This is a genomic window from Paenibacillus sp. FSL R5-192, assembly GCF_000517845.1.
GTDB classification, from domain to species: Bacteria; Bacillota; Bacilli; order Paenibacillales; family Paenibacillaceae; genus Paenibacillus; species Paenibacillus amylolyticus.
Window position 1 is genome coordinate 12349 of sequence record NZ_ASPR01000011.1, and the last position, 25032, is coordinate 37380.

17 protein-coding genes are annotated in these 25032 nt (G+C 46.5%); 6 read left to right on the forward strand and 11 right to left on the reverse strand.

Annotated elements, in window-relative coordinates:
* Window positions 1-107 precede the first annotated feature (107 nt).
* A complete protein-coding gene (locus tag C161_RS05605) occupies window positions 108-827 on the forward strand; it encodes an SDR family oxidoreductase (RefSeq protein WP_036617480.1) in 720 nt (239 codons plus the stop codon).
* 79 nt (window positions 828-906) lie between these two features.
* Here the strand turns inward: C161_RS05605 and C161_RS05610 are convergent, their stop codons facing one another.
* The gene (locus C161_RS05610; RefSeq protein WP_036668627.1) at window positions 907-1935 is read right to left on the reverse strand and encodes a hypothetical protein; all 1029 of its coding nucleotides are present in this window, start codon (window positions 1933-1935) and stop codon (window positions 907-909) included.
* A 257-nt stretch (window positions 1936-2192) separates the two neighbouring features.
* On the opposite strand from C161_RS05610, the gene C161_RS05615 reads away from it, so the two are divergent.
* Together C161_RS05615 and C161_RS05620 are read left to right on the forward strand one after the other, a co-directional pair.
* A complete protein-coding gene (locus tag C161_RS05615) occupies window positions 2193-4268 on the forward strand; it encodes a methyl-accepting chemotaxis protein (RefSeq protein ID WP_180361896.1) in 2076 nt (691 codons plus the stop codon).
* 94 nt (window positions 4269-4362) lie between these two features.
* Window positions 4363-5535 carry an aminotransferase class I/II-fold pyridoxal phosphate-dependent enzyme gene (locus tag C161_RS05620; protein ID WP_036617475.1) on the forward strand — a complete coding sequence of 391 codons (1173 nt, stop codon included), beginning with the start codon at window positions 4363-4365 and terminating at the stop codon, window positions 5533-5535.
* 289 nt (window positions 5536-5824) lie between these two features.
* On the opposite strand, the gene C161_RS05625 is transcribed toward C161_RS05620, so the two are convergent.
* The 3 genes from C161_RS05625 to C161_RS05635 all read right to left on the reverse strand — a co-directional run bounded on the left by C161_RS05625 (window position 5825) and on the right by C161_RS05635 (window position 9589).
* Window positions 5825-7873, reverse strand: coding sequence for an iron ABC transporter permease (locus C161_RS05625; protein ID WP_036617472.1), 2049 nt, complete (start codon window positions 7871-7873; stop codon window positions 5825-5827).
* Complete coding sequence (locus tag C161_RS05630; RefSeq protein WP_036617469.1) at window positions 7870-8871, reverse strand: ABC transporter substrate-binding protein; 1002 nt, start codon at window positions 8869-8871, stop codon at window positions 7870-7872. Before C161_RS05630 ends, C161_RS05625 begins: the two co-directional genes overlap by 4 nt.
* Window positions 8872-9046: 175 nt before the next feature.
* Entirely contained in the window at window positions 9047-9589 is a 543-nt protein-coding gene (locus C161_RS05635) for a CueP family metal-binding protein (RefSeq protein ID WP_036668628.1), read from the reverse strand.
* Window positions 9590-9753: 164 nt separating this feature from the next.
* On the opposite strand from C161_RS05635, the gene C161_RS05640 reads away from it, so the two are divergent.
* The gene (locus C161_RS05640) at window positions 9754-10386 is read left to right on the forward strand and encodes a TetR/AcrR family transcriptional regulator (protein WP_036668629.1); all 633 of its coding nucleotides are present in this window, start codon (window positions 9754-9756) and stop codon (window positions 10384-10386) included.
* Between the two features lie 106 nt (window positions 10387-10492).
* Here C161_RS05640 and C161_RS05645 read toward each other — a convergent pair whose 3' ends face one another.
* Together C161_RS05645 and C161_RS05650 are read right to left on the reverse strand one after the other, a co-directional pair.
* Entirely contained in the window at window positions 10493-11263 is a 771-nt protein-coding gene (locus C161_RS05645) for an SDR family NAD(P)-dependent oxidoreductase (protein WP_036668630.1), read from the reverse strand.
* Between the two features lie 216 nt (window positions 11264-11479).
* On the reverse strand, window positions 11480-13336 hold the full coding sequence (locus C161_RS05650) for an AraC family transcriptional regulator (RefSeq protein WP_156946081.1): 1857 nt from the start codon (window positions 13334-13336) through the stop codon (window positions 11480-11482).
* Window positions 13337-13534: 198 nt separating this feature from the next.
* On the opposite strand from C161_RS05650, the gene C161_RS05655 reads away from it, so the two are divergent.
* Window positions 13535-14509 carry an ABC transporter substrate-binding protein gene (locus C161_RS05655; RefSeq protein WP_051449599.1) on the forward strand — a complete coding sequence of 325 codons (975 nt, stop codon included), beginning with the start codon at window positions 13535-13537 and terminating at the stop codon, window positions 14507-14509.
* Window positions 14510-15046: 537 nt separating this feature from the next.
* Here the strand turns inward: C161_RS05655 and C161_RS05660 are convergent.
* The 5 genes from C161_RS05660 to hcp form a co-directional block, all read right to left on the reverse strand.
* Window positions 15047-16072 carry an NAD(P)/FAD-dependent oxidoreductase gene (locus C161_RS05660; RefSeq protein ID WP_036668728.1) on the reverse strand — a complete coding sequence of 342 codons (1026 nt, stop codon included), beginning with the start codon at window positions 16070-16072 and terminating at the stop codon, window positions 15047-15049.
* A gap of 6 nt (window positions 16073-16078) precedes the next feature.
* Window positions 16079-17095 (reverse strand): ABC transporter substrate-binding protein, encoded by a 1017-nt coding sequence (locus C161_RS05665; protein ID WP_036668632.1) that lies wholly within the window; start codon window positions 17093-17095, stop codon window positions 16079-16081.
* Window positions 17096-17197: 102 nt separating this feature from the next.
* On the reverse strand, window positions 17198-18823 hold the full coding sequence (locus C161_RS05670) for a helix-turn-helix domain-containing protein (RefSeq protein ID WP_036668633.1): 1626 nt from the start codon (window positions 18821-18823) through the stop codon (window positions 17198-17200).
* Between the two features lie 227 nt (window positions 18824-19050).
* Window positions 19051-20460, reverse strand: coding sequence for a PTS transporter subunit EIIC (locus C161_RS05675; protein ID WP_036668634.1), 1410 nt, complete (start codon window positions 20458-20460; stop codon window positions 19051-19053).
* 297 nt (window positions 20461-20757) lie between these two features.
* A complete protein-coding gene (gene hcp / locus C161_RS05680) occupies window positions 20758-22050 on the reverse strand; it encodes a hydroxylamine reductase (protein ID WP_036668635.1) in 1293 nt (430 codons plus the stop codon).
* Between the two features lie 309 nt (window positions 22051-22359).
* Here hcp and C161_RS05685 point away from each other — a divergent pair, with 309 nt between their 5' ends.
* Window positions 22360-25011, forward strand: coding sequence for a cation-translocating P-type ATPase (locus C161_RS05685; RefSeq protein WP_036668636.1), 2652 nt, complete (start codon window positions 22360-22362; stop codon window positions 25009-25011).
* Window positions 25012-25032: the final 21 nt, after the last annotated feature.

Below are 25032 nucleotides of genomic sequence, written 5' to 3' on the forward strand. Positions count from 1 at the left end.
GGATGAAGCATACCTCATGTAAACTTCATGTTCCATATATCACCTTTATAGTAAGATATAGATTAATGTAAATATTATTAATTTCTAATCGATAAGGAGGGCTTTATTTGAAAAATATAATTGTCTTTGGTGCAAGCAAGGGATTGGGCGATGCATTTGTCAGAGGTGTGCCACAATCCGGTGATAAGGTCTGGGTGGTCTCCCGCAGCAAGCCGGAAAGTCTGTCCGTGGAGGATGGCGTCGAGCGAATATGGATTCAGGCTGATCTTTCCGAGCTTCAGGCCGCAGAGCAAGTTGCCAGCCAACTTCAAGGCGAGACGTTGGATGTGCTTATTTATAACGTGGGGATCTGGGAAAAGGAAGGATTTGAAGAGCACTACACGTTTGATAAGGATGAACCCGCAGATATCAGTCAGCTGATCCATGTGAATGTGACTTCTACAATTGTATGTATACAGGCTTTACTGCCTCAGCTCCGCCAGTCTGAAGCAGGCAAGATCATCCTGATTGGTTCAACAGCCGGTTTGAGCAATGCAGGCAGCAGCCAGGTTTCTTTTGTCGCCTCCAAATTTGCCATACGGGGTATTACGGAAGCTCTAAGAGAACATACGAGAAATGACCGCATCGCGGTGACATGCATCAACCCGGGAGAACTGGCGGCAGAAATTCCGTATGAAGACGGGATGGAACGTGCATTGGCCGAGTATGATGGGACCCGCATTCCCCTGCAGGACATGGTCTCCATCGTTCGATGTATCATCAGCTTGTCCAAAGCGGCCTGCGTGAAAGAGATCAACATGCCTGCATTAACGGATACGAACACCTAGATAGCAATGACATCTACACGCCTCAATCGGTCCGTTCACCGGAGTGCGCTCTGTATACACACGCTGGACAGAAGCCCGTTTACATTAATACATGCGACAAGTGCGCAATACCTATAGAATTCAGGCGTTCTTGCTCAGGGATATTTTCATATAACAAATGGGATTTTCCGGCCTTGTCCAGGTGATCACGCATAGCTGCAATTCGTCCTTTGTTAACATCAATAAAACGAAAATCGATTTGGCGTAAGTGCTCCAACCCTGTTAGTCCAGCAAAAGAATCCGCCTTGAGTGCCGTATTCATCTCTTTCAGTTCAATAGACTCCAAAGCACGGGCTGTCCATAGATGGTTGGTATCCCGCAACGATTTCATATAGTCCAGTTCGAGCTGTCTGAGAGAGGTCATATGGGAAAAGTCGCATAACTGCTCCAGCTTGGGCAAGGACAGATGCAGATATTCCAGCCCGCGCATCTGTTCGAGTCCCTGAATACTCGTCAGTTTGCGAACAGAGCTGAGCTTCAACATCGAGATGGTCGACTGTGTCAATACATCCAGTCCCCCTTTTAACTCACAGTGATCCAGGGATAGATACTGAAGCATAGGCAGTTCCGCTAACACATCAGCACTTTCGATCGTGCAGTTCAGAATGAGCGTATGCAGTTGGAGACATGCCGCAATGGAAGCAAATCCGTTGAATTTGCCACGCAGTTCAAGAAAGGTCAATCGTTTGTAGTGTTTAATAAAATCGAGCACGGTCGCCTTTGCAGGTGAATTCAATCTTAGAAACTGCAGTTGCTCCATCGCACCCAGTATCGTCAAATCCTGAGCCTGCGAAAGATCAAGCTGCAAGGCAGACACATGTTTCAACTGTGCCAGTCGCCCCAAAAATCCGGATGAATACACCCCTTTAGGGTCCATATGTGATATGTGCAGAATCAGATCCGGCCGGGCAAAGAATACTTTGGCATCGAGCTCGGCAAGGTCCTCGTATGTATCCGCGTCAACGCGAAAATGAACCGTTGCTCTGCGACGCAACAGATGCACCGCCTGGTGCATCTTTTCGGCATTCCATGGAACCCCCTGTATTGAAGCATGCCATAACTCACTCACAGATAATCCCCCTTTTCCATCCATAGTTCCAATTCATTCCATTATAAACAAGATCGACTGGATGAACCACCACCCATTCCCGTTTTTCATTCCTTTCCTCTTTTTTCATCCCTCCCCTTTCATCCTTCTCATACTCATGCCTTTCCTTTCCGTCGCTTTCAGGATTATTCGACAGAAATCTACATAAAACTATAGATTAAGCCGACATATAACTTAGGCGTTTTGAGCTTTTTATTAATCATCTGGGGAGATGGAATATGTCGAACATGTTGAACAAGTGGGGGAAAACGGGAGCACGGACATCCAGTATGGCAAATACGTTGTCCATTGTGCTGCTGATCATTATCGTAGTTGTCTTTGCCGTGCTGGGAACATTTATGTTTGCAAGCACACGAAACATTCTGGTGAAACAGCAGGAATCCATGCTCCAGACCAAGACACAAGCCATTGTTAGTGAATTTGATGCACTATTCAAGGAAAAAGGTGCACTGGTCAAGCAAATGTCCACCAACACATTATTTCAGCAATACATAGAAACAACAGCATCTGCTGCGGATGCGAAAAGTTCAACCTACGCTGCGGAAACACAGGCGACACTCGCCGCTATCGTTAAGGCAGAGCCTTCGTTTGCCGATGCCTGGGTCGCGGGTCTGGATGGAAAAGGCTTTTGGATTCAAAATGATGGTGTCGTATCTGCACCGGACTTTGATATCCAATCACGTCCATACTACAAGCCGGTTACCGACGCAGACGGACTTTATTTCTCCGATCCGTACATTGATATTGCAGCAGGCGATGTACTCATGGGTATCTTTTATCCGATCAAAGACGAAAACAATACCACGATCGGCTTTGCCGCAGCGGATATTGCATTCAAGGATATCCCGGCGATTATGGAGAGTTATTCCCTTGGAAGCACGGGCTATTCCATGTTGCTGTCCAAGAGCGGGGAAATTCTGTACCATCCGGATCAAGAGAAGGTATTAAAGGAGAACATCCTGAACAGTACGGGGGACATGGGAGACATCGGCAAGAAAATGCTTGCGGGTGAAAACGGCGTACAACTTATGAACGACAATGGGGAACGTCGATATATCGGCTACGCTACCAGCAAAGATACGGGATGGTCCGTTGGTCTGACTATATCCGAAGAAGAAGTTCTTGCGGAATTAAAAACATTCACGTGGATTACACTTGGCGGTTTTGCTGCAGCCACCCTTCTGCTTGTGATTATCTGTTACATTACCCTTCGCCGTCTGTTACGCTCCATACCACAGCTGCTGGCCAAGATTAAACAGATTGAACAAGGTGACCTGACTGTCAAACTGGATATCAAATCTAATAATGAAATTGGACAGATCGCCACCGGCTTGAATTCCATGGTGCAGAAAATTCAGGGCATGCTGCAAATGGTCGGCAGCTCGGCGCAAATCCTGAACCAGTCGTCGAATGATCTGCAAGCCATCTCCTCACGAACGGCTGTGACCATGAATGACACATCAACAGCCATCAACGAGATTGCCAATGCTACGAATTATCAGTCCATCGAAACGGAAAATATCTTACGCAAAACAGGCTCATTATCCAGCCAAATTGATGAAATTGCTACCGATGCGCAGGCTATGGGAACGGTCGTGCAGACATCTGCTGATCAAAGCAGCCAAGGACTTGCGGTCGTGGAACAATTATCGAAATGGTCCGAGGAAAACCACCTGTCCACCCAAGCAATGTCCTCTATTATCCAGGAGATTGACCTGAGTCGGAATGAAATATCCAGTTTTGTGGATACAGTCAAACAGATTGCCTCTCAAACGAACCTGCTCGCCCTGAATGCCTCCATCGAGGCTGCACGTGCTGGCGAACATGGAAGAGGATTTGCCGTCGTTGCCGAAGAGGTCCGCAAACTTGCAGAACAGACGGCTCAGGCAACAGAGGAAATCAACAAAAAGGTGAATGTTATTGAAGAGAAAACAACCCTGTCTGTTGAACATACCATGCGCGGTATGAAGATTGCGGAGGAGAATGCCAAATCCGTAGAAGATACCAAACATGTTTTCTTCAGTATTAACAAAGACCTGAAAGATCTACAGCAACGTATGATGCAGATTACCACTAATACCGCCAATGTACACAAACACAAAGATGAGATATTCCAGGCACTGGAGATTATCTCATCCACCACAGAGGAGAACTCGGCATCGACGGAAGAAGTAAGCGCCAGCACGCAGGATCAGCTGGATAGTATCGAACAGGTAGCGGATCTGTCGAAACAGTTGAACCAGCTATCTGGCAAACTGCAAGACGAACTAAGTCAGTTTAAAGTAAAGTCATGATCCGCAAGCTTTCCCCTGCTCTTCTCTTTTAGTCGCTGTCCATTTATTATTAATGAATATGCGTACGAAGAGGATTGGAGGCTGAATCATCATCATGAACTTTGCCAAACGAATGGATCATTTCAACGAAGGAATTTTCACCAGGTTGCTGGAGATCAAGCGCCGCAGACTGGAGAACGGTCAGCCCGTTATTGATCTCAGTGTGGGTACGCCGAATATCCCACCTGCGCAGCATATTATAACTGCACTATGCGAGGCCGCTGCTGATCCGGCTAATTATATATATGCTGTGAATGATCAGAGTGAGTTGCTGCAAGCTACAAGCGATTGGTACAAGCAACGCTATCAGGTCGAGTTAGACCCAGCAACACAGATCTGTTCCTTGCTCGGTTCACAGGAAGGGCTGGCACATATATCCCTCTCCATTGTCGATGAAGGTGATCTGGTGTTAGTCCCTGACCCCTGCTATCCAGTCTTTGCGGATGGACCGTTACTGGCAGGTGCAGAACTGTATTATATGCCGCAAAAAGAAGAAAACGGGTATGTTATTCAGCTTCAGGATATACCGGAAGATATCGCTCATCGAGCAAAATTCATGCTGGTCTCCTATCCTAACAATCCGACAACTGCGATGGCACCGGATCAGTTCTATCTTGACCTGATTGCCTTTGCCAAGAAGTATGATATTATCGTGCTTCACGATAATGCGTACAGCGAGCTCGTGTTTGACGGAAAGTCATGTGGAAGCTTCCTCGCATTCCCTGGCGCCATGGACGTCGGTGTGGAATTCAATTCCCTGTCAAAAACGTACGGACTGGCAGGAGCTCGAATCGGCTTCTGTGTGGGCAATGCAACCATGGTCTCCATGCTGAAAAAGCTAAAATCCAATATGGATTACGGGATGTTCCTACCGGTCCAAAAAGCAGCAATTGCCGCCATTACCGGTGATCAATCCGAGGTTGAACGGGTCAGAGCAATCTATGAACAGCGAAGAGACATCCTCTGTGATGGATTCAGCAATCTCGGTTGGCCCATCGCTAAACCTGAAGCAACGATGTTCGTCTGGAGCCGGATTCCGGCGCACTACGACAGCTCGGAGCAATTTGCCATGGATCTGGTTACACATGCAGGAGTCATCGCAACCCCAGGCAGTGCCTTTGGTCCTTCAGGCGAAGGTTACGTTCGATTCGCGCTTGTTCAGGATAATGAAATATTGCAACAAGCGGTACAATCCGTCGATGACAGCGGGATTCTGAAATCCAGCTAACGGGAGTACGATTCGAATGTGCTCAAGCAAAAAGTCCCCTCAAGGTCCACAGAGAGTAAGAGTTTCACGTTTGATAACGTGGTCTCTACTTCTTGTAGACGTGAGGGGATTTTGTCATTTGCAGATGAACTAGCCATTCATCGGGTAAGGTTATCTGTGGGTACCACGTCAGGTCCAATGATCCAATATCTATGCAACCGGGTTAAACAGGAACATAAGATCATGGCTGGAGGGCATACCGTGACAGCAAAAAGCCTGCTCGGGGAGCAGGCTTCAGGTTTGAACTTTTTTACACAGACTTGCGCCAGTTGGAACGATACATCAGATACAGGAAGTACGGCGTTCCGATGATCGCAATGAGTATGCCTGATGGAATCTCTGTCGGCGCCATAACGGTTCTGCCGATTGTATCGGCGAGCACCAGCATGACTGCACCCGCTAATGCGGATAGGAACATGGATCGTCTTAACTTATTCCCCGTCAGTAGCCGTACCATATGTGGTGCAATCAGACCGATAAAACCAACGGTTCCTACACAAGCAACCGCACCTGCTGCAAGTAATACACCCACTGTCATGGCCAATAATCGTGTACGACGTACTCCGAGACCAAGCCCGGATGCACTATTGTCGTCGAATACCAGCAGTTCGAATCTGCGTGCCAGCCACCAAGCCACCGGTACCAGAATAACTAAAAATAATCCGATAACCCTCACCTGTTCCCAGGTACGAGCATAGGTGCTTCCTGTCAGCCAGATATATCCGCTGCTACCGTAAACCGCACCACGGACAATCAGAATCTGAATACCTGCTCCAGCAATGGCAGACATTGCAATCCCCAGCAACACAACCGCCGAAGGGTTCAGTCCTTTCTTCCAGGCGAGGGAGAACACCACCACTGCAGCAATGGCTGCACCGATGATTGCCGCAATTGGCAGCAAGTATATCGGAAGACCCGGCCATAAGATGATGACCATCATCGCTCCAAGCCCTGCACCTGAGGACACACCAACAATTGAAGCATCTGCCAGCGGGTTACGTACCGCCATCTGAATGAGTACACCACTGATTGCCAGTGCAGCTCCTGCACCTGCGGCAACAAGTGTACGCGGAATCCGAAGCTGAATCAGCGCGGAGAACAGTCCATCCGATTGGAACAGACTTGGTAACCAATCGGCCAGGGGAATTCGCATACCGCCAAACATCGTACTGAGCAAGATAAGCACGACCGTTATGACTGAGAATAATACAGCCATCGGGCCAAATGCAAAGCGACGCGCAGCTCCTCCTGTGCTCATTGAAGTAGACATGCCTGATCCGTTTGCAGCCTTCATGCGTGTAAGAACAAGCCAGATGAGCCACGGTGCACCAATGATCGCCATAACGGCACCCGTTGGCAGTTCCATGCTGGAGTTATGCACCATCTTGGCGAGGACATCTGCTCCAACCAGGAGCGCTGCGCCCCATATGAACACACCGGGTAAAAGTAATCGGTTAGAACGTACACCACTCAATCGAACCAGATGAGGTGCAACCAGTCCCACGAAGCCAATCGGTCCGATTACACTGACAATCACAGCGGCCAGCAATACAGCAAGAATTAACCCTACTGCACGAGCCAATGTAACCTTTTGTCCCAAGGAAGAAGCCGTTGATTCATCCAACTCCAGCATATCCCACTGTCTGGACAGGATTAACGCGAGAAGGGTAATACCAACCACCCAAGGCAAAGCATAAAACACTCCACTCCAGTCATTCTGGACAAGTGTTCCGGAACCCCAAAGGAACAACCCTTGTGTCTCCATGGAGAAAAAAATATGTAATGCACTTGTAAATGAACCAAGCACCATCGATACAATCATACCGGACAACGCAAGTCGAACCGGGCTTGATGTTCGTCCGCCGCCCATGAAATAAGCCGCAAATGCTGCCAGCAAACCACCTAGTGCTGCGAAAAGAAAAGGCGACTGACTTAATAGACCTGGAAAAGCGATAGCTCCCAGCACCACCACAAAGTACGCTCCTGCATTAATGCCCAGCGTATCTGAAGCAGCCAATGGATTACGAGTAATCGTTTGCAGCAAAGCGCCCGCAACAGCCAGTGCGCCACCCGCAAGAATACCGATTACTGTACGCGGCATGCGCAAGTCCCAGACCATATTGTGCTCTAATGAATCCTGTCTGCCTGTAAGAGCGTCCCAAACGACATGCAAAGGAATGGAAGCTTCTCCATAACACAGACTTACAAAAAAAAGCACGATGAGAGCGGTTAGACCGCCCCCATATATGCTTATTGTGCGCCAATTCATAGCTGGCTTAGATCCTTGAACCGAACTCATTTGGTAATCGCCTCGACTACCCCATCAACCAATACTTTGGAGGAGATCGGTCCACCAAATGTCCATGTTGTACTATCGAGTTGATATGTGCGTTTTTCCTTCACAAAGTTCAGTCCGTTCCATACCGAGTTATCTTTCATGGCTGTGCCAAAGACGTCATCGTCTGGTTGTGTAATATAAATGAAGTTACTGTCCTTTACATCGGTTAAGGATTCAATACCTACTGTAGAGAAGCCATAGTTCTCAACTTTATCCGGCTTCCATTCGTTAACCAGTCCGATTTTGTCCAAAGTACCAATCACAACCGAGTTATCGGTAAACATACGCAGGCTGACTGCATTTTGATATGTGAACGCTTGCGTCAGTGCAAAGTTGAAGTTTTCTTTCCCCGCAGCAGCCAGTTTTTCTTTGGCTTCTACATAGTGTTGATCGAGATCACTCAGAACTTCTTTTGCTTTGTCTTCTTTACCGAGAGCTGTTGCAATGTTATTAAAGATCTCTGTCATCTTGTCATAATCATAGCCGTCACCATCATACGGGTCATATTCAATCGTTGGAGCAATTGCATTCAGCTGATCGTAGACCGCCGTGTTATTATCCGCATTGGCAATGATCAGATCTGGCTTCAATGCAGCAATAGCTTCCAGGTTGGGTTCACTGCGTGTTCCGATATCCGTTACACTGTCATCCAGTGCTGCTTCGGATGTTACCCACACTTTATAGTTAGCGTTATCTGCGTTACCTACTGGTTGAACACCCAGGGCAACGACATCTTCCGTATATGTCCATTCAAGCGTAACAACACGTTCTGCTGGCTTGTCCAGCTTAAGCTCTCCACGTTTATGCTTCACGGTAACAGGACCTGCTGTCTCTTCAGCCGGAGCACTACCCGAGCCACTACCTTGACTTGTATCTGTTGTAGTCGTGGTTTTACCACAACCCGCCAAAACCAGCACAAAGGCCAGCATAATCAACAGTCCATTCAACCCTTTTTTCATATCTCTTTTCTCCCCTGTTAATATGTATTTATATGATAACAATTATCATTATCACTATTGGATTATGCCGTAGGAATGAATTTTTGTCAATGGAAAGTACCTTATTCCCATTCTTTTATCAAATAAAAAAGGAAAGAATAGCTCAAAAGCCATCCTTCCCTTCTATTGATTGCTGTTAACTCAACTGCATCGTAGTGATGCATGTATTATCATTTTCATATGTAGACAATTGCGTTTCTGCAACCTTTCCATCTCCAACAATACGAATCAGATAGGTTCTGTCTCTAGGCACCCAAAAATCCATAAATCCGTTTGCACCAGACTTAATTACTTCATCTTTCATAAAAGTGTTGCCTTGAGAATCGTGAATGGTAACGCTAAATTCCTTATTGCTCATTTCCCCCTGACAACCGGTCAAGCTATGAATTGCACAGGGATGGGTCTGGTCCACATAGGGTGCAATGGAAAGGAAAAATTCATTTTCAGGCAAATCATATGTAATGGTTTTTTCATCTTGATCGGTGACGATTAACTGTTTGGCATTAATGGAGGCAGATTCCGGTGTCTCTTTTCCTGTGCTGATATCTTCCACCAATTTTCGGATGTTGGGCGCATTGGCTGTGCCCGCCTCATCCTTGCCCGTATTGTTTGCAAACAGATAGGTTCCGATTACAATCACAACTGCAACACTTGCAATGATCCACATTTGTTTCTTCATTTGGAGTCCATCTCCTCGTCCGTTTTGGTTTATTATAAGGGAGAACACAGTGATACGGACAGTTTACGACACCAAAGTAACCATATATTCACATTTTTGTATTGTAGCAAGAGTAATTTGCTGCCTGTGCACTGTATCATTGATAAGTAAGGGAGGTTGTGTATATGTTTAAGTCTCCATCTGTATCTGACACCGATCGAAGAGTACACAAATCCAAACTGGCTCTGAAAACAGCCCTTCTGGAATGGATGTCCCGTAAGCCCTTGGCCAGTATAACCATCACCGATATTGTCAAATCCGCCGATTTGAACCGCAGCACATTTTACAAGCATTATGTATACAAAGAAGACCTGTTTGATGAATTGTTAAATGACGTGATTGACGATCTAAAATTAGCCTATCGAGCACCCTATCAGCATTTCCGAGATTTCGATATTAAGGACCTTAACGCCTCAGCAATTCAAATTTTTGACCATGTGCTGGCTCATGCCTCCTTCTATACATTGCTGGTTAATTCTAACGTGCTACTGGATTTCAGGGATACACTCTATATAACACTTAAGAACTTGTATCTGGAGGATGTAACCGATCTGTCGCCTGATCCACGGTTGGATAAGGAACTTCTCGCCTGTTATCAGGCTAATGCCGTTCTTGGTTTAGTTACGGGTTGGGTGCAAAGCAATTTCAAATACAGCGCCTCCTATATGGCTGAACAACTGTTGGAATTCACACGCATGAACCGATCCCAAGAGATTTATCGGTCTAATCTCCATTCTGCAACGAGTCCATCAAGATAACGTTACGCCATAACTCTGTAGTGGGATCTGTTGTTAAAAAGAGGTACTGTCTCCCTTGAAGCTTGAGATACAGTACCTCTTTAATATGTCGAAACGTTTATTTTAATTAGTTGCTGATCCATCCACCATCTACAGGCAACTCAACACCTGTAATGAATTTGGATTCATCAGATGCCAAAAACAGGTAGGCGTAAGCAATATCCATAGATTCACCAGCATGTGGAGGCAATGGAGCAAGATTTTTGTAATTCTCCCCCATCTCCACCTGTGATTTGATGCCTGCTTTCTCCACCATACCCGTAAACACAGCACCCGGATGTACGGAGTTCACACGAATATTGTCTTTGGCAAACCACTGTGCCCCGTGTTTGGTCAATGAACGTACAGATCCCTTGGAAGCACTATAAGCCGCGCCCTGGGCATCCGCTATTCCACCAATGATTGCTGCAATGGAAGAGGTATTAACGATCGAACCTTGTCCATTCTTCTGCATATAAGGAATGACTGCCTTCATGCCGAGCCATACACCTGTACCATTAATGGACATAACCTTGTCCCAATCCTCTAACTCAGCTTCCAAAATGCCTTTGGCCATATGAATTCCCGCATTGTTGACCAGAATATCTATTTTGCCGTATTTCGATACGGTTTCTTCCACAACAGCTTTCCAGGACTCTGGGCTGGACACATCCAGCTTCAACGCAATGGCTTCACCGCCACCAGCTACGATCTGTTTAACCTGTTCCTCCAAAGCTTCGACTGCCACATCGGTAGCCACTACCTTGGCTCCTTCTTTTGCAAATAATTGAATACCTGCCAATCCCATTCCACTTGCGGAACCGGTTATAATTGCAACTTTTCCAGTTAATCTGCCCATTCATATCATCCTTTCCTATTACGATGAGTGCCTCATTACGACACCCAATCTATTAACACCTTTAGTATACGGATGAAATGAAAGCTCTTTCAATCAGCAAATAGACAGGCTTTTGTGGGATAACCGATAATGTGTGCTTCCTTTTGTCTGTTATGTCAAAGTTAATCCACAAATCTAAACCAATCTGTTGTTTTCACTCTCATACTGTATTCCATCTCAAGGTGCCATAATCCGGTCTGCCATTTCCTCGGCTTGCAGCACCGCAGACAACGGGTCGGAGAGGAAATATCTATTCCAGTCAAGGCTAATAATCTGGCAGTGATCTGTCTCGATAGACTTCTGCCATGGTTTGCCTGAAGCTTGATCAAGTTCGTGTCTTGGACCATTATCCAACACCAACAGGTAGTCCTCCAGGTACCCACCTACCGCACTCCGCGCAATATCCAGGTATTCCAGGCCCGGCTCCAATAGTTCCTGGCGAACCTTGCCTGCTGGCTTCAAGTTCAGTAATCCGTAGGCTGCCTTACCTCCACGAGTTCCCGTATTTCCCACAAGGGTAATATGTTCTCCCCAGTTCGGATCAATGACGGTAAATGTCTTCTCTGCGGAGACCTTGCCCGGGATCGTTTGCTGCAAAGTATGTACTCTCCGCCCGTATTCGTTAATCCATGTTTCGGCTTCTGTCTGGCGATTCAGAATACGTCCCATCTCTCGAATCTCCTCCGCGACAGAGCCGTAACCAGTCCCTCCATAGACCACCGTTGGTGCAATTCTGGCATAGGAAGCGTAAGCAGCACGATTCCAGGTGATAATCAAATCGGGCTCCAGTTCAAGCACTTTTTCGAGCGAGATAAAATTATGATTGCCGATATCCTGTACTTGATCATAGATATAAGGCTCCAGCATTTGGTTACTTTCAATGAGTGAATGCGGCGCTCCGAGAGGCGTCACTCCCAATGCCAGTACTTCTCCCAAATTCCAGTCGACGACAACACGGCTAGGCTTGTTAGGTATCGTAATCTCGCCCATGCTTGTGGCAAGCATCCGAGTTCTGGCTCTTGGTACCGCGGGCGCTGGGGGTTTCCTCACTTGGACTCCTTTCAAATCTACAATCTCCTGTTCTGGCCAGGTCTGGTCGGCTTCAAGTATGGGTACCGTTCGTTCGCTCCATCCCGAATAATGACTTTCCAGAACGGCAAGTGGTTGGAATGTTTGCAGGGCTACATCTGGAGCACTGCACTCTCGACGCTTTCTGTAAAACTCAGGAGATACACCATAATGTTTCTTGAAATAACGACTTAGCGTGTAGCCGTTCTCATAGCCTACTCTCTCCGCGATTTCCTGTAAGGTCCCATTCGTGCTCACCAGTAGTTTTAATGCCTGTTCCATCCGAATCTGTGACAGCACACGGCTGGGACTCGTATTTAATTGAAGCTGAAACAATTGATTTAGATACCTTGGACTACAATTCAGCATTTCAGCTACCTGTTCTATCTTGAGTGGTTCCCCGAAGTGACGTTTCATATAATGCACCGCTTGATCTACCCGATCCAGCTTAGCATCGTTAAACTTCTGCTCCTGCATTTGTTTCAGCATCTCGGCGAGCCATTGGTAGAACAGCGCCTTGGTTTGAATCCGGCCTGCTGACTGTAGTTCATTCCATTGTCTGTATATCAACTGCATGATTTCAATTAATGGCAATGGACACGCTGGTTCAAAACCAAAACTTACTTGCAAAGACTCCGACCCAGTATATGTTTGGGATCTTTCAGTATTTGGCTTCTCTGACTCTGGTGACGAATAAGACAACATATGTATTTCCATCGGCTTCTTAGCCAGACAATCCAGGCGCGTTCCTTTGGAGGCGTGCAGAATATATGTCCCTTTAATGTGATGCATCGCCTGACCAAGCCAGATCTTCCCCTTGCCATTCGTAATTAGTAAAAAAGCATTCGAGGGAAGCGTCCACGTATTAGGATCTTCACTGATGTTAACGGTCATAATCCGAATATCCAGTAATCGGATTGTTATATGCTCCCATAATGCCCCGTATTCTTCTATGTTCATCGTCATGGACCTTTCTTTGTGTTTCCTCGTTACCACATCCAAAGCTTCGCCTCATCATATATGATAATCATTCTCAGTTCAACCTGTCGATTGAGTTCTGAAATGGTTATGCTTCCGCTTCCGAATTGGTTATTGTGCAATCGTTAGATTGTCTCTAGAGTTATATTAAATGAAAATCATTATCAATTAGAAAGAGGGTTCGTCATGTTGTTTAAGAAAGCTTGGTATCGTATCACCCTGCCTGTTTTGCTGATCATGGCCGTATTCATTAGTGGTTGTACCCAGAAAGAGACCGTGAAACCTGGGGCGACAGAAACAGGAAACACCGCACCGCAAACAAGAACACTCTCCACGATGATGGGAGACGTTACAGTCCCCCTCAACCCGGAGCGGGTTGTCGTTGATTGGAATATAGGACATGTTCTGGCTGTCGGCGTAACACCAGTTGGTGTGCCGAGTAGCCTGCTGGATTATGGAGTATTCCTGCGTGACAAACTTGTGGATAGCGCGGATTTGGGTAACCACAGTGAGGTTTCACTTGAGAAAATGGTAGAGCTGGAACCGGATCTGATTATCACATGGGACCAGGAGAAATTTCAGACCTATTCCAAAATCGCTCCGACTGTCGTATTCGTACCCGATCAGTATGCTTCCATGGAAGCAGAAGTGACAGCCATGGGCGAGATTCTGAACCGCGAAGCAGAAGCTATAACTTGGAACGAATCATTTAAACAACGGATCGCAGCAGCTCAGGCCAAAATTAAAGGTGTCATTCCGGATGGTGCCACCTTCACCGTTGCCGATTTTAACTTTTTGAAGAACCCAGCCATTATCGGCAACAGCGCCAATCGTGGTGGAAGAGCAGCCTATGAATTGCTTGGACTAACTCCGGCACCCAAGGTAAAATCAGATCTTCTGGACCAAGGCAAAGAAAACCTGGAAGCTAGCGCGGAGGTCTTTGGAGAGTATGTAGGTGATTACCTACTGATGATGGTTACAGAAGGCACGAAAGATCACTCCCTGTTGCCTACCGTCTGGGACAATCTGCCTGCGGTGCAGAACGACCATATCTACAAACTGGATATTCATAAATATTTCACTGCTGATCCCTATACCTCCATTCTACAAGCCGAAGAGATCGCAGATCGACTCGCAAGTGGACAGACTGAGCTGAATTAGCGCGAGTTTTCAATTCTAGTGAGGCCCGAAACCGAACCTGAACGTGTTCAGCGTAGGCAAGCGCACTGAATCCTGAATGTATGAGAACGTACCTTTCAAGTGCGAGCAGGCACTGACGAATCTGAGACGTCTTATTCAACGATTTGAAGCGCCTACAGAAACCTAAAGAACTTGAGACACTCTATATCCGATTAACAAGCCGTTTTCAGTTTTTTTATAAGGGGATTTTGGTAGATAACGTGTCTGATGGACCTTACAATTTAAGAAGATGAGCTGAAGGCCAAATAAGATGTCCTGAGTTCCTTAGAAAATCATCTATCCATTCGCCAAGATCGGCAGTCTGGAGATTCAAGACCGTTTATCCATCTCAGCGTATCCTTATTGATAATAGTGACATGTTCAAACCAAATAAAACAGCGCCACCTCGTTCTGGTGGGCGCTGTTTGTGTAAACTTTTTTTGAAGCCCGACACAATTTCGAGGAGATCTCGAAATTGTGTCGGGCTCTTCAGATTGCCTTCCATTCACGCAAACCTATCTACGTATTGGAGAGCGCTTTGTTTTTCTCATAAAACCGGGCATTGTGAGAAGATACCCCTGCCATATCGGAAGCAGCAGGTTCCAGATACGTCTTGGCACTGTTGACTGCGAGCACCGCATCGTTAAAAGCACCTGCGATCAGCCTGACTTTGCTTCCATAAGTAATGAAATCACCTGCTCCGAATATGCCTGGAATGTTGGTACGCATGCGCTGATCAACGGACACGCCGTAATCTTCACGCGCCAGTCCCCATTGCACAAGGTTACCGAAATCACGATCATATCCGTGGCTTACGACAACTTCATCCACTTCAACATGTGTGATCTCACCAGTTTCTACATGGGCCAACTCAACACGATCGATTTTATCACCTGTACCGTATAAGCGTGAGATGTTAAATGGCGTCATGACGTTGGCCTGAGCTTTCATCTGAGCAACTGGCGACTCGTGTCCGGTAAATTCATGACGTCTGTGTGCCACCGTAACTTCACTTGCTATTTTGCCCATTTCATTCGCCCAGTCGACTGCGGAATCACCACCACCCGAGATCAGAACACGCTTCCCGGCAAATCGGGACAGATCCGTTATCGTATAGTGCAGATTTGTCAGCTCATACCGATTGGCACCCTCGACATCCAGCTTTTGCACCTGGGTCATGCCTCTGCCCGCACATAACAGGATGGTACGTGTGTAATGGCGCTCCCCTGTTTTAGACATGAGTACAAATACACCATCTTCACGTCGTTCAAGCTCAGCAATTTCCTGCCCAAATACAATCGTTGGATCGAACGTTCTCGCTTGTCTCTCCAGCGATTCAATCAGCTTCTCACAGCGAATCGGATCAACCCCGCCCACATCCCAGATCAGCTTCTCCGGGTATGTACGCATGAATCCGCCGAGTTCCTGTTTGGCTTCGATGATCTTGGTACGCATGGCTCTCATGCCACTATAAAAGGAGGCGTACATTCCAGCAGGTCCCCCACCAACGATGGTAATATCGTAGATATCCAATTGTGTCTCCATCGTCATCTATGGCACCAACTTTTCAACAACATAGTCCATCAATTTTACAGAGCCAATTGGACCCACACCCGATACGAATTGGCTTGTCTTCAACGGGAAGACATGATCATTCTTCACAGCCTCCAGATTCGACCACACCTGGCTTGCTTTGAGATCTTCCATAGATTTCTTCGTGTCATAACCTACGAGGGTTCTGTCTTCCAGGAAAATATAATCCGGATTCATCTCAGGCAAGAATTCCAGAGAGAACTGGCTAAACCAATCTGTAGAGTCTTTGATCGCTTCAGGACTATTCAGACCCAGGATATCATAGAAGAAAACACTGCTGCTTCCTCCTTTGGGACCCATGAAACGGTAACGATTGTGCTCTACCCGGAGAACCAATACGGTCTTGTCTCCCAGGGCTGTCGCAATTTTCTCTTTCGCTTGTGAGGCTTTCTCATCGAATTCAGCCAGTACTTTGGCAGATTCTTCGTTCTTGTCAAATATGGCAGCCAGCTTTGGCATAGCACGTTTCATTTCACTGTTGGCATCAAGTGCCACTGTAGGAGCGATTTTGGACAATTCATCATATACGCCCTGTTCCATACCTTCGCCAGCGGTAAGAATCATATCCGGTGACAACGCAAGCAACTGCTCATAATTATATTGATATTGCTCGACTTCAATGATCTGGACCCCGTGTTCTTTCAAATAATCAGGGCGGTATTCCGCTTCAACTTCTGGAGTTAACAAAACGATTTGGGGTGTAACACCCATTTCAATCAGATACTCGGCATAAATCGAATCAAACACAACCAGATTTTGAGGATGAGTTGGAATCGTTACTTCTCCAAACTGATCCTTCACCACCTTAGTCCCACTTTCAGTCGCTGTTTCTTCTGCAGTACTCGCTGCTCCTTCAGTTGAAGCCCCTGCTGTTCCAGCTGTAGCATTCTCTTCCTTGGTTCCACCGGAACATGCCGCCAACATCATACTGATCACCAACAGCATGATGCCCAACCCTTTAAATCTTCGTGACATGATATACTTCGCCCCTTATGTATATTGATAATGATAATTATTATCAAATAGTATCAAATAAGAAGTGTTGCTTCCATAGCATATCGTGCGTATTCAGTTGGATTATTGTGCTCTCTCATGAAAAGATTCCGCAAAATGGCGAATGATCTGATTAAGAATCAGAGTGTGTCCCGTTATTCCGTGACCGTCTACCCACAGGTGAGTATCTACGTAAAATACCCGATTATTTTTCACAGCCTTCAGCTCGTTCCATTGCGGACTCTCCCATAGTTTCCTCATATTCTCTTCAGCACTGAAGTGCTGCATGATTCGCTTCTCCACAAAGAGGTAATCGGGATTGGCTTGTTTGAGCAGTTCAAGCGAACAAGGGTTAAACCATGCTGTACCTGAATCCAGTGCTTGCGGCAGTGTTAATCCAAGCTGTTCATATAACAAGTGTGATACCCCGTGTGAATGCCCACCCAGATATCGATAACCAAATGCTTCTACCCTCAGCAGCATGACAGTGGACGCGGATTGGATGAAGGGTTGCAACTGTCGCTTAGCTACGCTGACTTCGTGTTTCATCTGCTGATGCAGTCTATAAGCCTCATCTTCTTTATAAAACCAGGCTGCCAATTGATTGAGCATTGGTTCTACATCTTGATGAAGTCCGGTTAGAATCGGTGCAATTGTGCGCAGTTCCCTTTTGACCTCTTCCGTCAATACGTTTCCAATCAACATCTCCGGTTGAACTTGTCGAACAAGTTCTATCTCCACCTCATACTGTGTCACCTCCAGCATCTTCACTCCATGAGCGGTAAATTGTTCACGGTGATGTGGAGACAACAGGATCGGAGTTACCACTACGGCATGGGGGATGACACCCAGATGAATCATAATTTCTGCACAGATTGGAGAAAGTGATACGATTTTGCGCTGCTTCATCGTCTGCCTATATATCTTAGGTGATACGCCAGTCAATTGTTTGAAGCGCCGGCTAAAATAATGAGCATCTTCAAATCCAGACTTTTTGGCAATATCCTGTGAGGTTGCAGCGGTTAATATCAGTTCTTCCTGCGCGCGATAGATCCGGTAGTGTGCAAGATAATCCAGAGGTGGCTTACCATATCGCTCACTAAATTTGCGGGAGTAATGCCATGGACTGATTCCGGCAATCTGAGCTAACTGTGTACGTGTAATGACCTGATCATAATGCTGCTGCATGTAGTCAATGGAGCGAAGTATACCGTGTTCTGGCTTCAACTCGTCATCCGGTTGTTTCCGATATAGATTACTTAACAACTCATATAACAAATGCTGATTGCCAACCCTTTCTGCACTCTGATCCTGTGTATGCACTTCACTCCAATGCTGAATGATACTTGCCAGACTTCCACCGGACAGTTGCACTTTCTGATACGCCTCTCCTGACGGTAACCGCCATTCGAACTTCTGAGCTTCCCGTCTATCATGCAGCACCGAATATGTATCGAACTGAACATGCCAGCCTGCCAGATCCAGGTTGCCACCTTCAATGACCTCCATTACGGAGTTCTCTTCAACCGCAATTAATTCTCCATAGGAGACGTGAACTCGGTGTCCATTTATATTCCAGATCGCTTTTCCATCAATGATAAATATCAAGGTGTGACTGAAAAAGTGATGCAGCTCGCCTTTTGTTATCCATGCGTTGCTTAGTGCATTCGTTGACTTCCATTGAGCAATCCATTCCATGTTGTCAGACATAGGTTATCCTTTCAAAGGGATTAGTAATCCAGATTTATAGTTTTCACTATATCAAAATACATGACAACTCCATAACCAACAAGGTATGGCTTGAATAACATGGAGGACAGCGATTATACATTTCATACTTACATTAATCAGAAAAACACAACAAAAAAGCCCGTACCACAAGGCACAGGCTCTTTCTTACAACTTTAATACTACTTTTCAATGCTACGTTTTACGTATTACTCAATGCTGGCTTTCGGTGACCCCTGTCCCCGTTTCTGTCCTTTTCCTGCCATCCAATACGTTAGTCCACCTGAGACACCAAACGCAATAACCACACCAATGCAAGTGTGTAACAGATTCAGGCTACCCTCTTCGATGAAGAGCGGGAGGCTGACCAAGCTCGGATTCCCCACCATAGCAAATGCCTTGACAGATAACAATCCGAAATATAGTCCACCCGCAGCTCCACCCAGCAATGCCGCATAGAAAGAGGATCTTTTTCTCATGTTGACCGCATACAATGCAGGCTCTACAACTCCAAGGAGGGCTGTTCCAGTAGCCCAGAAAGCAAGTCTTCTGGATGTTGGCTCTTTCGAGCGGATTCCGTTTGCAAGCGCAGCCCCCGCTTGTCCAACAATCGCCACTAACATGGCAGCAATCACCATAGAACCACCATTCATAACCATTTCATTAATGATGATGGCAATCAGCCAGTAGTGTAATCCCATAATTAACATCAGTGAGAAGACAGCTCCCAGTAACATCACCGACAACACTGGAGCATTAGCTACTAGTGAATTCAATGCCTCCGGCAGATATTCATCAATCCAGGTGCCGACTGGACCAAGTATCATCAATACTAGCGGAACAAGAATCAGTAACGTCAGGAATGGAGCAACCATCCCTTTGGAGAATTTTGGACTCCATCGTTCAACGACTCTTTCCAATAAGGCGGCTGCACAGATCGTTAGAATGACCCAGATGGGCGTAGAGTAAAAAGCAGGCTGAGACACAAGTGGCAAACCCAGGAAATGCACCTCTTTTTCCCCTGACATCAGCATGGTCATCTCCGGATAAAACATGAGTCCGCCAATAGATGCTGCAACATAGATATTGCTCTTCAACCGATAAGCTGTGCTGATTGCTACCAATATAGGCAGTACATAAAATACACCGTCTCCAATGATCCTGAAGATCGTAAAGGTCTGGCTGTCCATCAATGCTGAAGAGTCGGCAGAACTGTACGTATCCATTAACGCAATAATGGCGACTATAATTTTAATAACAGCGGCTCCGAGAATCGCAGGCATCAAGGGCCTGAATACATCGGATACAAAATGTAAGATCGAGAATCCGTTTTTCTTCGCGTGTCCCGCTTCCTGCAACGCTGTCCCTGTCGAATCCCAAGCGTCCATACCCAGTAACGTATTGTAGATGAGTGAAGATTCATCTCTTATTACCAGATGACAATGCTCACCTGTTACCCGAATATTTGCTACAACATCTGCGGAGGTAAGAGCCGACATGTTCAACTGTGTACTGTCCTTCAGTACCAGTGTCGTTGTGTCCTTATCATGTTCTACGAGCTTAATGTTCTCCTTGCCACCTGCGAGTTTCAACCAATCTTCAATTTGTGTGTCATGCATTATGTACGATCTCCTCATATTACGGTAAACCCGTGTTTTGTGATGTGTTATGATCTAATATGCCTCTATCTATATACACATTTCCATGAAAAAACTTCAATAGGATAAAAAAACTAATTTACCTGACATTTCATGTTCATTTATACAAGGTATATGGACCTATGAAAGTCGAAAAAGCAAAAAAGCCTACTTTTATGTAGGCTCTTATCCATCTGTACTTATGAGTCATACTCTTCATACTCACAACCGACATTCGCAGTCATCAGATGATGTTGCACGTAAATATACATCCTCATCCTATGACAGTGCCAACATCGCGTTCATATCTTCTTCTGCCGTTATAATTAACTTTAGACCAAACATATCTACGAGTACATCCAAGACACCTTCCGATATAAACTCAGGCGGTTTTGGTCCAATACGAATGTCCTGAATGCCAAGGCTGAACAGGCCAAGCAGGATCGCAACTGCTTTTTGCTCAAACCAGGACAGCACAATGCTGACAGGTAACTCGTTCACGGTACAGCCAAAAGCATCCGCCAAAGCCATTGCAATTTTCACCGTAGAACCGGAATTGTTGCATTGACCCAGATCGATATAACGCGGTATACCCGTGTCTCCAACCGTACCATAATCCACATCGTTGAAGCGGAACTTACCACAGGAAGTCGTCAGAATTACGGTATCATTCGGCAAGGATGTCGCAAGTTCACGATAGTAGTTGCCACCTTTGCCTGGCGCATCACAACCAGCGATAACGAAGAATCGACGGATATGCCCGTCTTTCACCGCTTGAATAATCTCGGGCGCAAGCCCAATCACGGTCTCATGATGGTATCCTGTCGTTAAAACTTGCTCGGACTGTACATTAGCCGCAGGCAGTGACAATGCGCGTTCAATCAGGGGTGAGAAGTCATCCTCTGTAATTTTGGCAACGCCCTCCAGACCCGCCACTTCGTATGAGAAAAAGCGGTCTGCATATGTGCCTTTGATCGGCATAACACAGTTCGTCGTTGCGAGAATAGCACCCGGGAATTGTTCGAACAGTCTGCGCTGATCGTACCATGCTTTACCGATATTACCCTTGAGATGGGCATATTTCTTCAGCGCCGGATAACCGTGTGCAGGCAACATTTCCGAGTGGGTATAGATGTTGATTCCTTTCCCTTCAGTTTGACGAAGCAACTCCTCCAATGCATACAGATTATGCCCTGTTACCACGATGCACTGTCCTTCAATCTGGTTCTGGCTAACCGTAATCGGTTGCGGTACACCAAAGCGGTCCGTGTGCGCACGATCCAACACATCCATAATGCGGATTGCTGCATTACCTACCTTCATCGCCATCTCCAGATGTTCCTGTACATTAAAATTCGAGTTCGTCAATGTCATGTATAATGCCTCATGTGTAATCCGATCCACCTCAGGATCAGAATATCCCAACTGGCGTGCATGTGTCGCATAAGCAGCGATGCCTTTTAACGCAAAAATCATCGTATCCTGCAAACTTGCGATTGTTTCGTTTTTGCCGCATACCCCTACCACGGTACACCCGCCACTCGGCGTCTGTTCGCACTGATAACAAAACATATGGTTTCCCCTCCAAACTTAGATTAAACGCAGTTCGTTATGTAATAGCGTAACAGACCCTGATATGAGCTAGTGTGATGGTGCACACAGTTTCTGATCCAACATCTATATTTGGTTCTCCAGATTATCATCCAAACTGGAAATAATAACATTCAAAAAAAGGCATATCTCGGATCATTATGAAAAATACTGTGTACAGCTAAAAACGTATAAATCCATAATCTTAAAAAAATACGAAAATGAAACGATTCTAGATTTTGCCCGTAAGGGTAATACACAGAGAAATCTAATATTCAAGGAGCTGGTCAATTGCAACATTACAGACACAGTGCGGAGGAAACCCTTCAGGATGTACAAAGTTCCTCCAAGGGACTTACGACCTCCGAAGCTGCCAAGAGAATTGAAACGGAAGGATATAACGAGTTAAAAGGTAAAGATGCAACACCCGTCTGGAAATTGTTCCTCGAAAATTTCAAAGATCCGATGGTCATCGTGCTGCTGATTGCAGCCGCGGTACAGGTTGTACTTGGACACCTGATTGAATCATTGATCATATTCCTGGTTATTTTGCTCAACGCGGTGATCAGTGTAGTGCAGACCAAAAAAGCCGAGAGTTCACTTGACGCGCTGAAACAAATGTCTGCACCTGAAGCCAAGGTCATTCGTGACGGGCAGAAAAAAACCATTCCAGCGAGGGAACTCGTTCCCGGTGATATTGTTATGCTGGATGCAGGTGATTATGTCCCGGCAGACGGGCGTATCCTGGAATCAGGAAGTTTGAAAATCAACGAAGGCATGTTGACCGGAGAGTCCGAAGCTGCGGAGAAACACGCCGATACCATCCCGGATGAGGCTCCAATCGGAGATCGTCGCAATATGGCCTTCAGTGGCTCACTGGTCGTATATGGACGGGGCATGCTTGTCATTACAGGTACAGCTCTCAAAACCGAAATCGGCAAAATTGCCGAACTGATTGAAAATGCCGAAGCCAAGAACACACCATTACAGCGCAAGTTGGAATCATTTAGCAAAAAACTGGGCTTTTTCATCCTGGGCTTGTCGATTCTCATCTTTGGCATTGAAGCCGGTCGTGTATGGTTGACCGAAGGTACGGAGAATATCGGGCCTTCCATCGTAAATGCACTGATGTTTGCCGTAGCTGTTGCGGTTGCTGCCATTCCTGAGGCCTTATCCTCCATTGTGACTATCGTATTGTCACTCGGAACAAATAAGATGGCCAAACAACATGCGATCATTCGTAGACTGCCTGCCGTTGAGGCGCTCGGCTCTGCCAGTATCATCTGTACGGATAAAACAGGAACGCTAACTCAGAATAAGATGACTGTCGTTGATTATTACATTCCCCATGGCACCAAGGACGAATTCCCCGATGATCCCGATCAGTGGTCGGAAGAGGAACGGCGTCTGTTACATATTGCAGTGCTCTGCAATGATTCAAATATTAACCAGGAAGGCAAGGAATTGGGTGATCCAACCGAAGTGGCCCTCATTGCCTTCAGCAACCGGGTGAACAAGGATTACAATGAAATCCGTGACCAGTTCCCGCGTGAAGCTGAGCTTCCTTTTGACTCGGATCGAAAGCTCATGAGTACGGTGCATACCTTTGAGGGACAGACGGCTTTGCTGACCAAGGGTGGACCTGATGTGCTGTTCAGTCGCTGTAGTCATGTGTTTATCAACGGTGAGGTTCAGCCCCTCACACCTGAGATTCGCACACAGTTTGAAGAAAAAAATGAGGCCTTCTCGAAACGTGCCTTCCGTGTGCTGGCCTACGCGTACAAAAAATTCGATGATAAAAACCAGGTCACCATTGATGACGAGCATGATCTGACACTGGTTGGTTTGACAGCGATGATTGACCCACCGCGTGAAGCGGTATACGGTTCTATTGAAGAGTCCAAAAAAGCGGGCATTCGCACCATCATGATCACTGGAGATCACAAAACAACGGCTCAGGCGATCGGTGTGGATATCGGCCTTGCCGAACCGGATGACCTCGCCATTACCGGAGCCGAACTGGACAAAATGTCTGATGAGGAGCTGGATCAACAACTTGAACATATCTCGGTTTACGCCAGAGTATCACCTGAGAACAAAATCCGGATTGTGCGTGCATGGCAGCGAAAAGGTAAAGTTGCAGCCATGACCGGAGATGGAGTTAATGACGCACCTGCGCTGAAACAAGCCGACATCGGCGTAGCGATGGGTAGCGGAACAGATGTCGCCAAGGATGCGGCTGCCATGATTCTGACGGATGATAACTTTGTCTCCATCGTGAATGCGGTCAGTGTTGGACGGATGGTATTTGATAACATCAAAAAAGCCATCGCATACCTGTTTGCCGGTAACCTCGGCGCGATTATCGCCATTTTGTTTGCCTTGATCGTCGGCTGGGTTAATCCATTTACGGCCCTACAGCTGCTGTTCATCAATCTGGTGAACGACTCCCTGCCTGCCATTGCTTTGGGTACAGAGAAACCCGAGCCGGATGTCATGCGACGCAAACCGCGTGATATTAACGAGGGTATCTTCGCAGGCGGAACCCTGCAAGCTGTGATTACGCGTGGTGTCCTGATTGGTGCGGCTGTTATTGTGTCCCAATATATTGGACTTGGCATCTCGGAGGAAATCAGTGTGGCTATGGCATTCACAACCTTGATTCTGGCACGCAGTCTGCAAACTTTTGCAGCACGTTCCAACACACAGACGATCTTCCAGGTGGGTTTCACGACCAATAAATTCGTGCTTGGCTCCATTCTGGTATGTCTCTGTCTCTATGCAATCACACTGATTCCAGGTGTTCGCGGTGTCTTCGCCATCCCGGATACATTCGGCTGGAATGAGTTCCTGATTGCAGGCGGACTTGCTCTTGCTGCAGTCATTCTCATGGATGTCATCAAGTGGATTCGCAATCGCGGCAAACAAGTTACTGTGGCGTAAGATCTGCAGTTATAACATGCA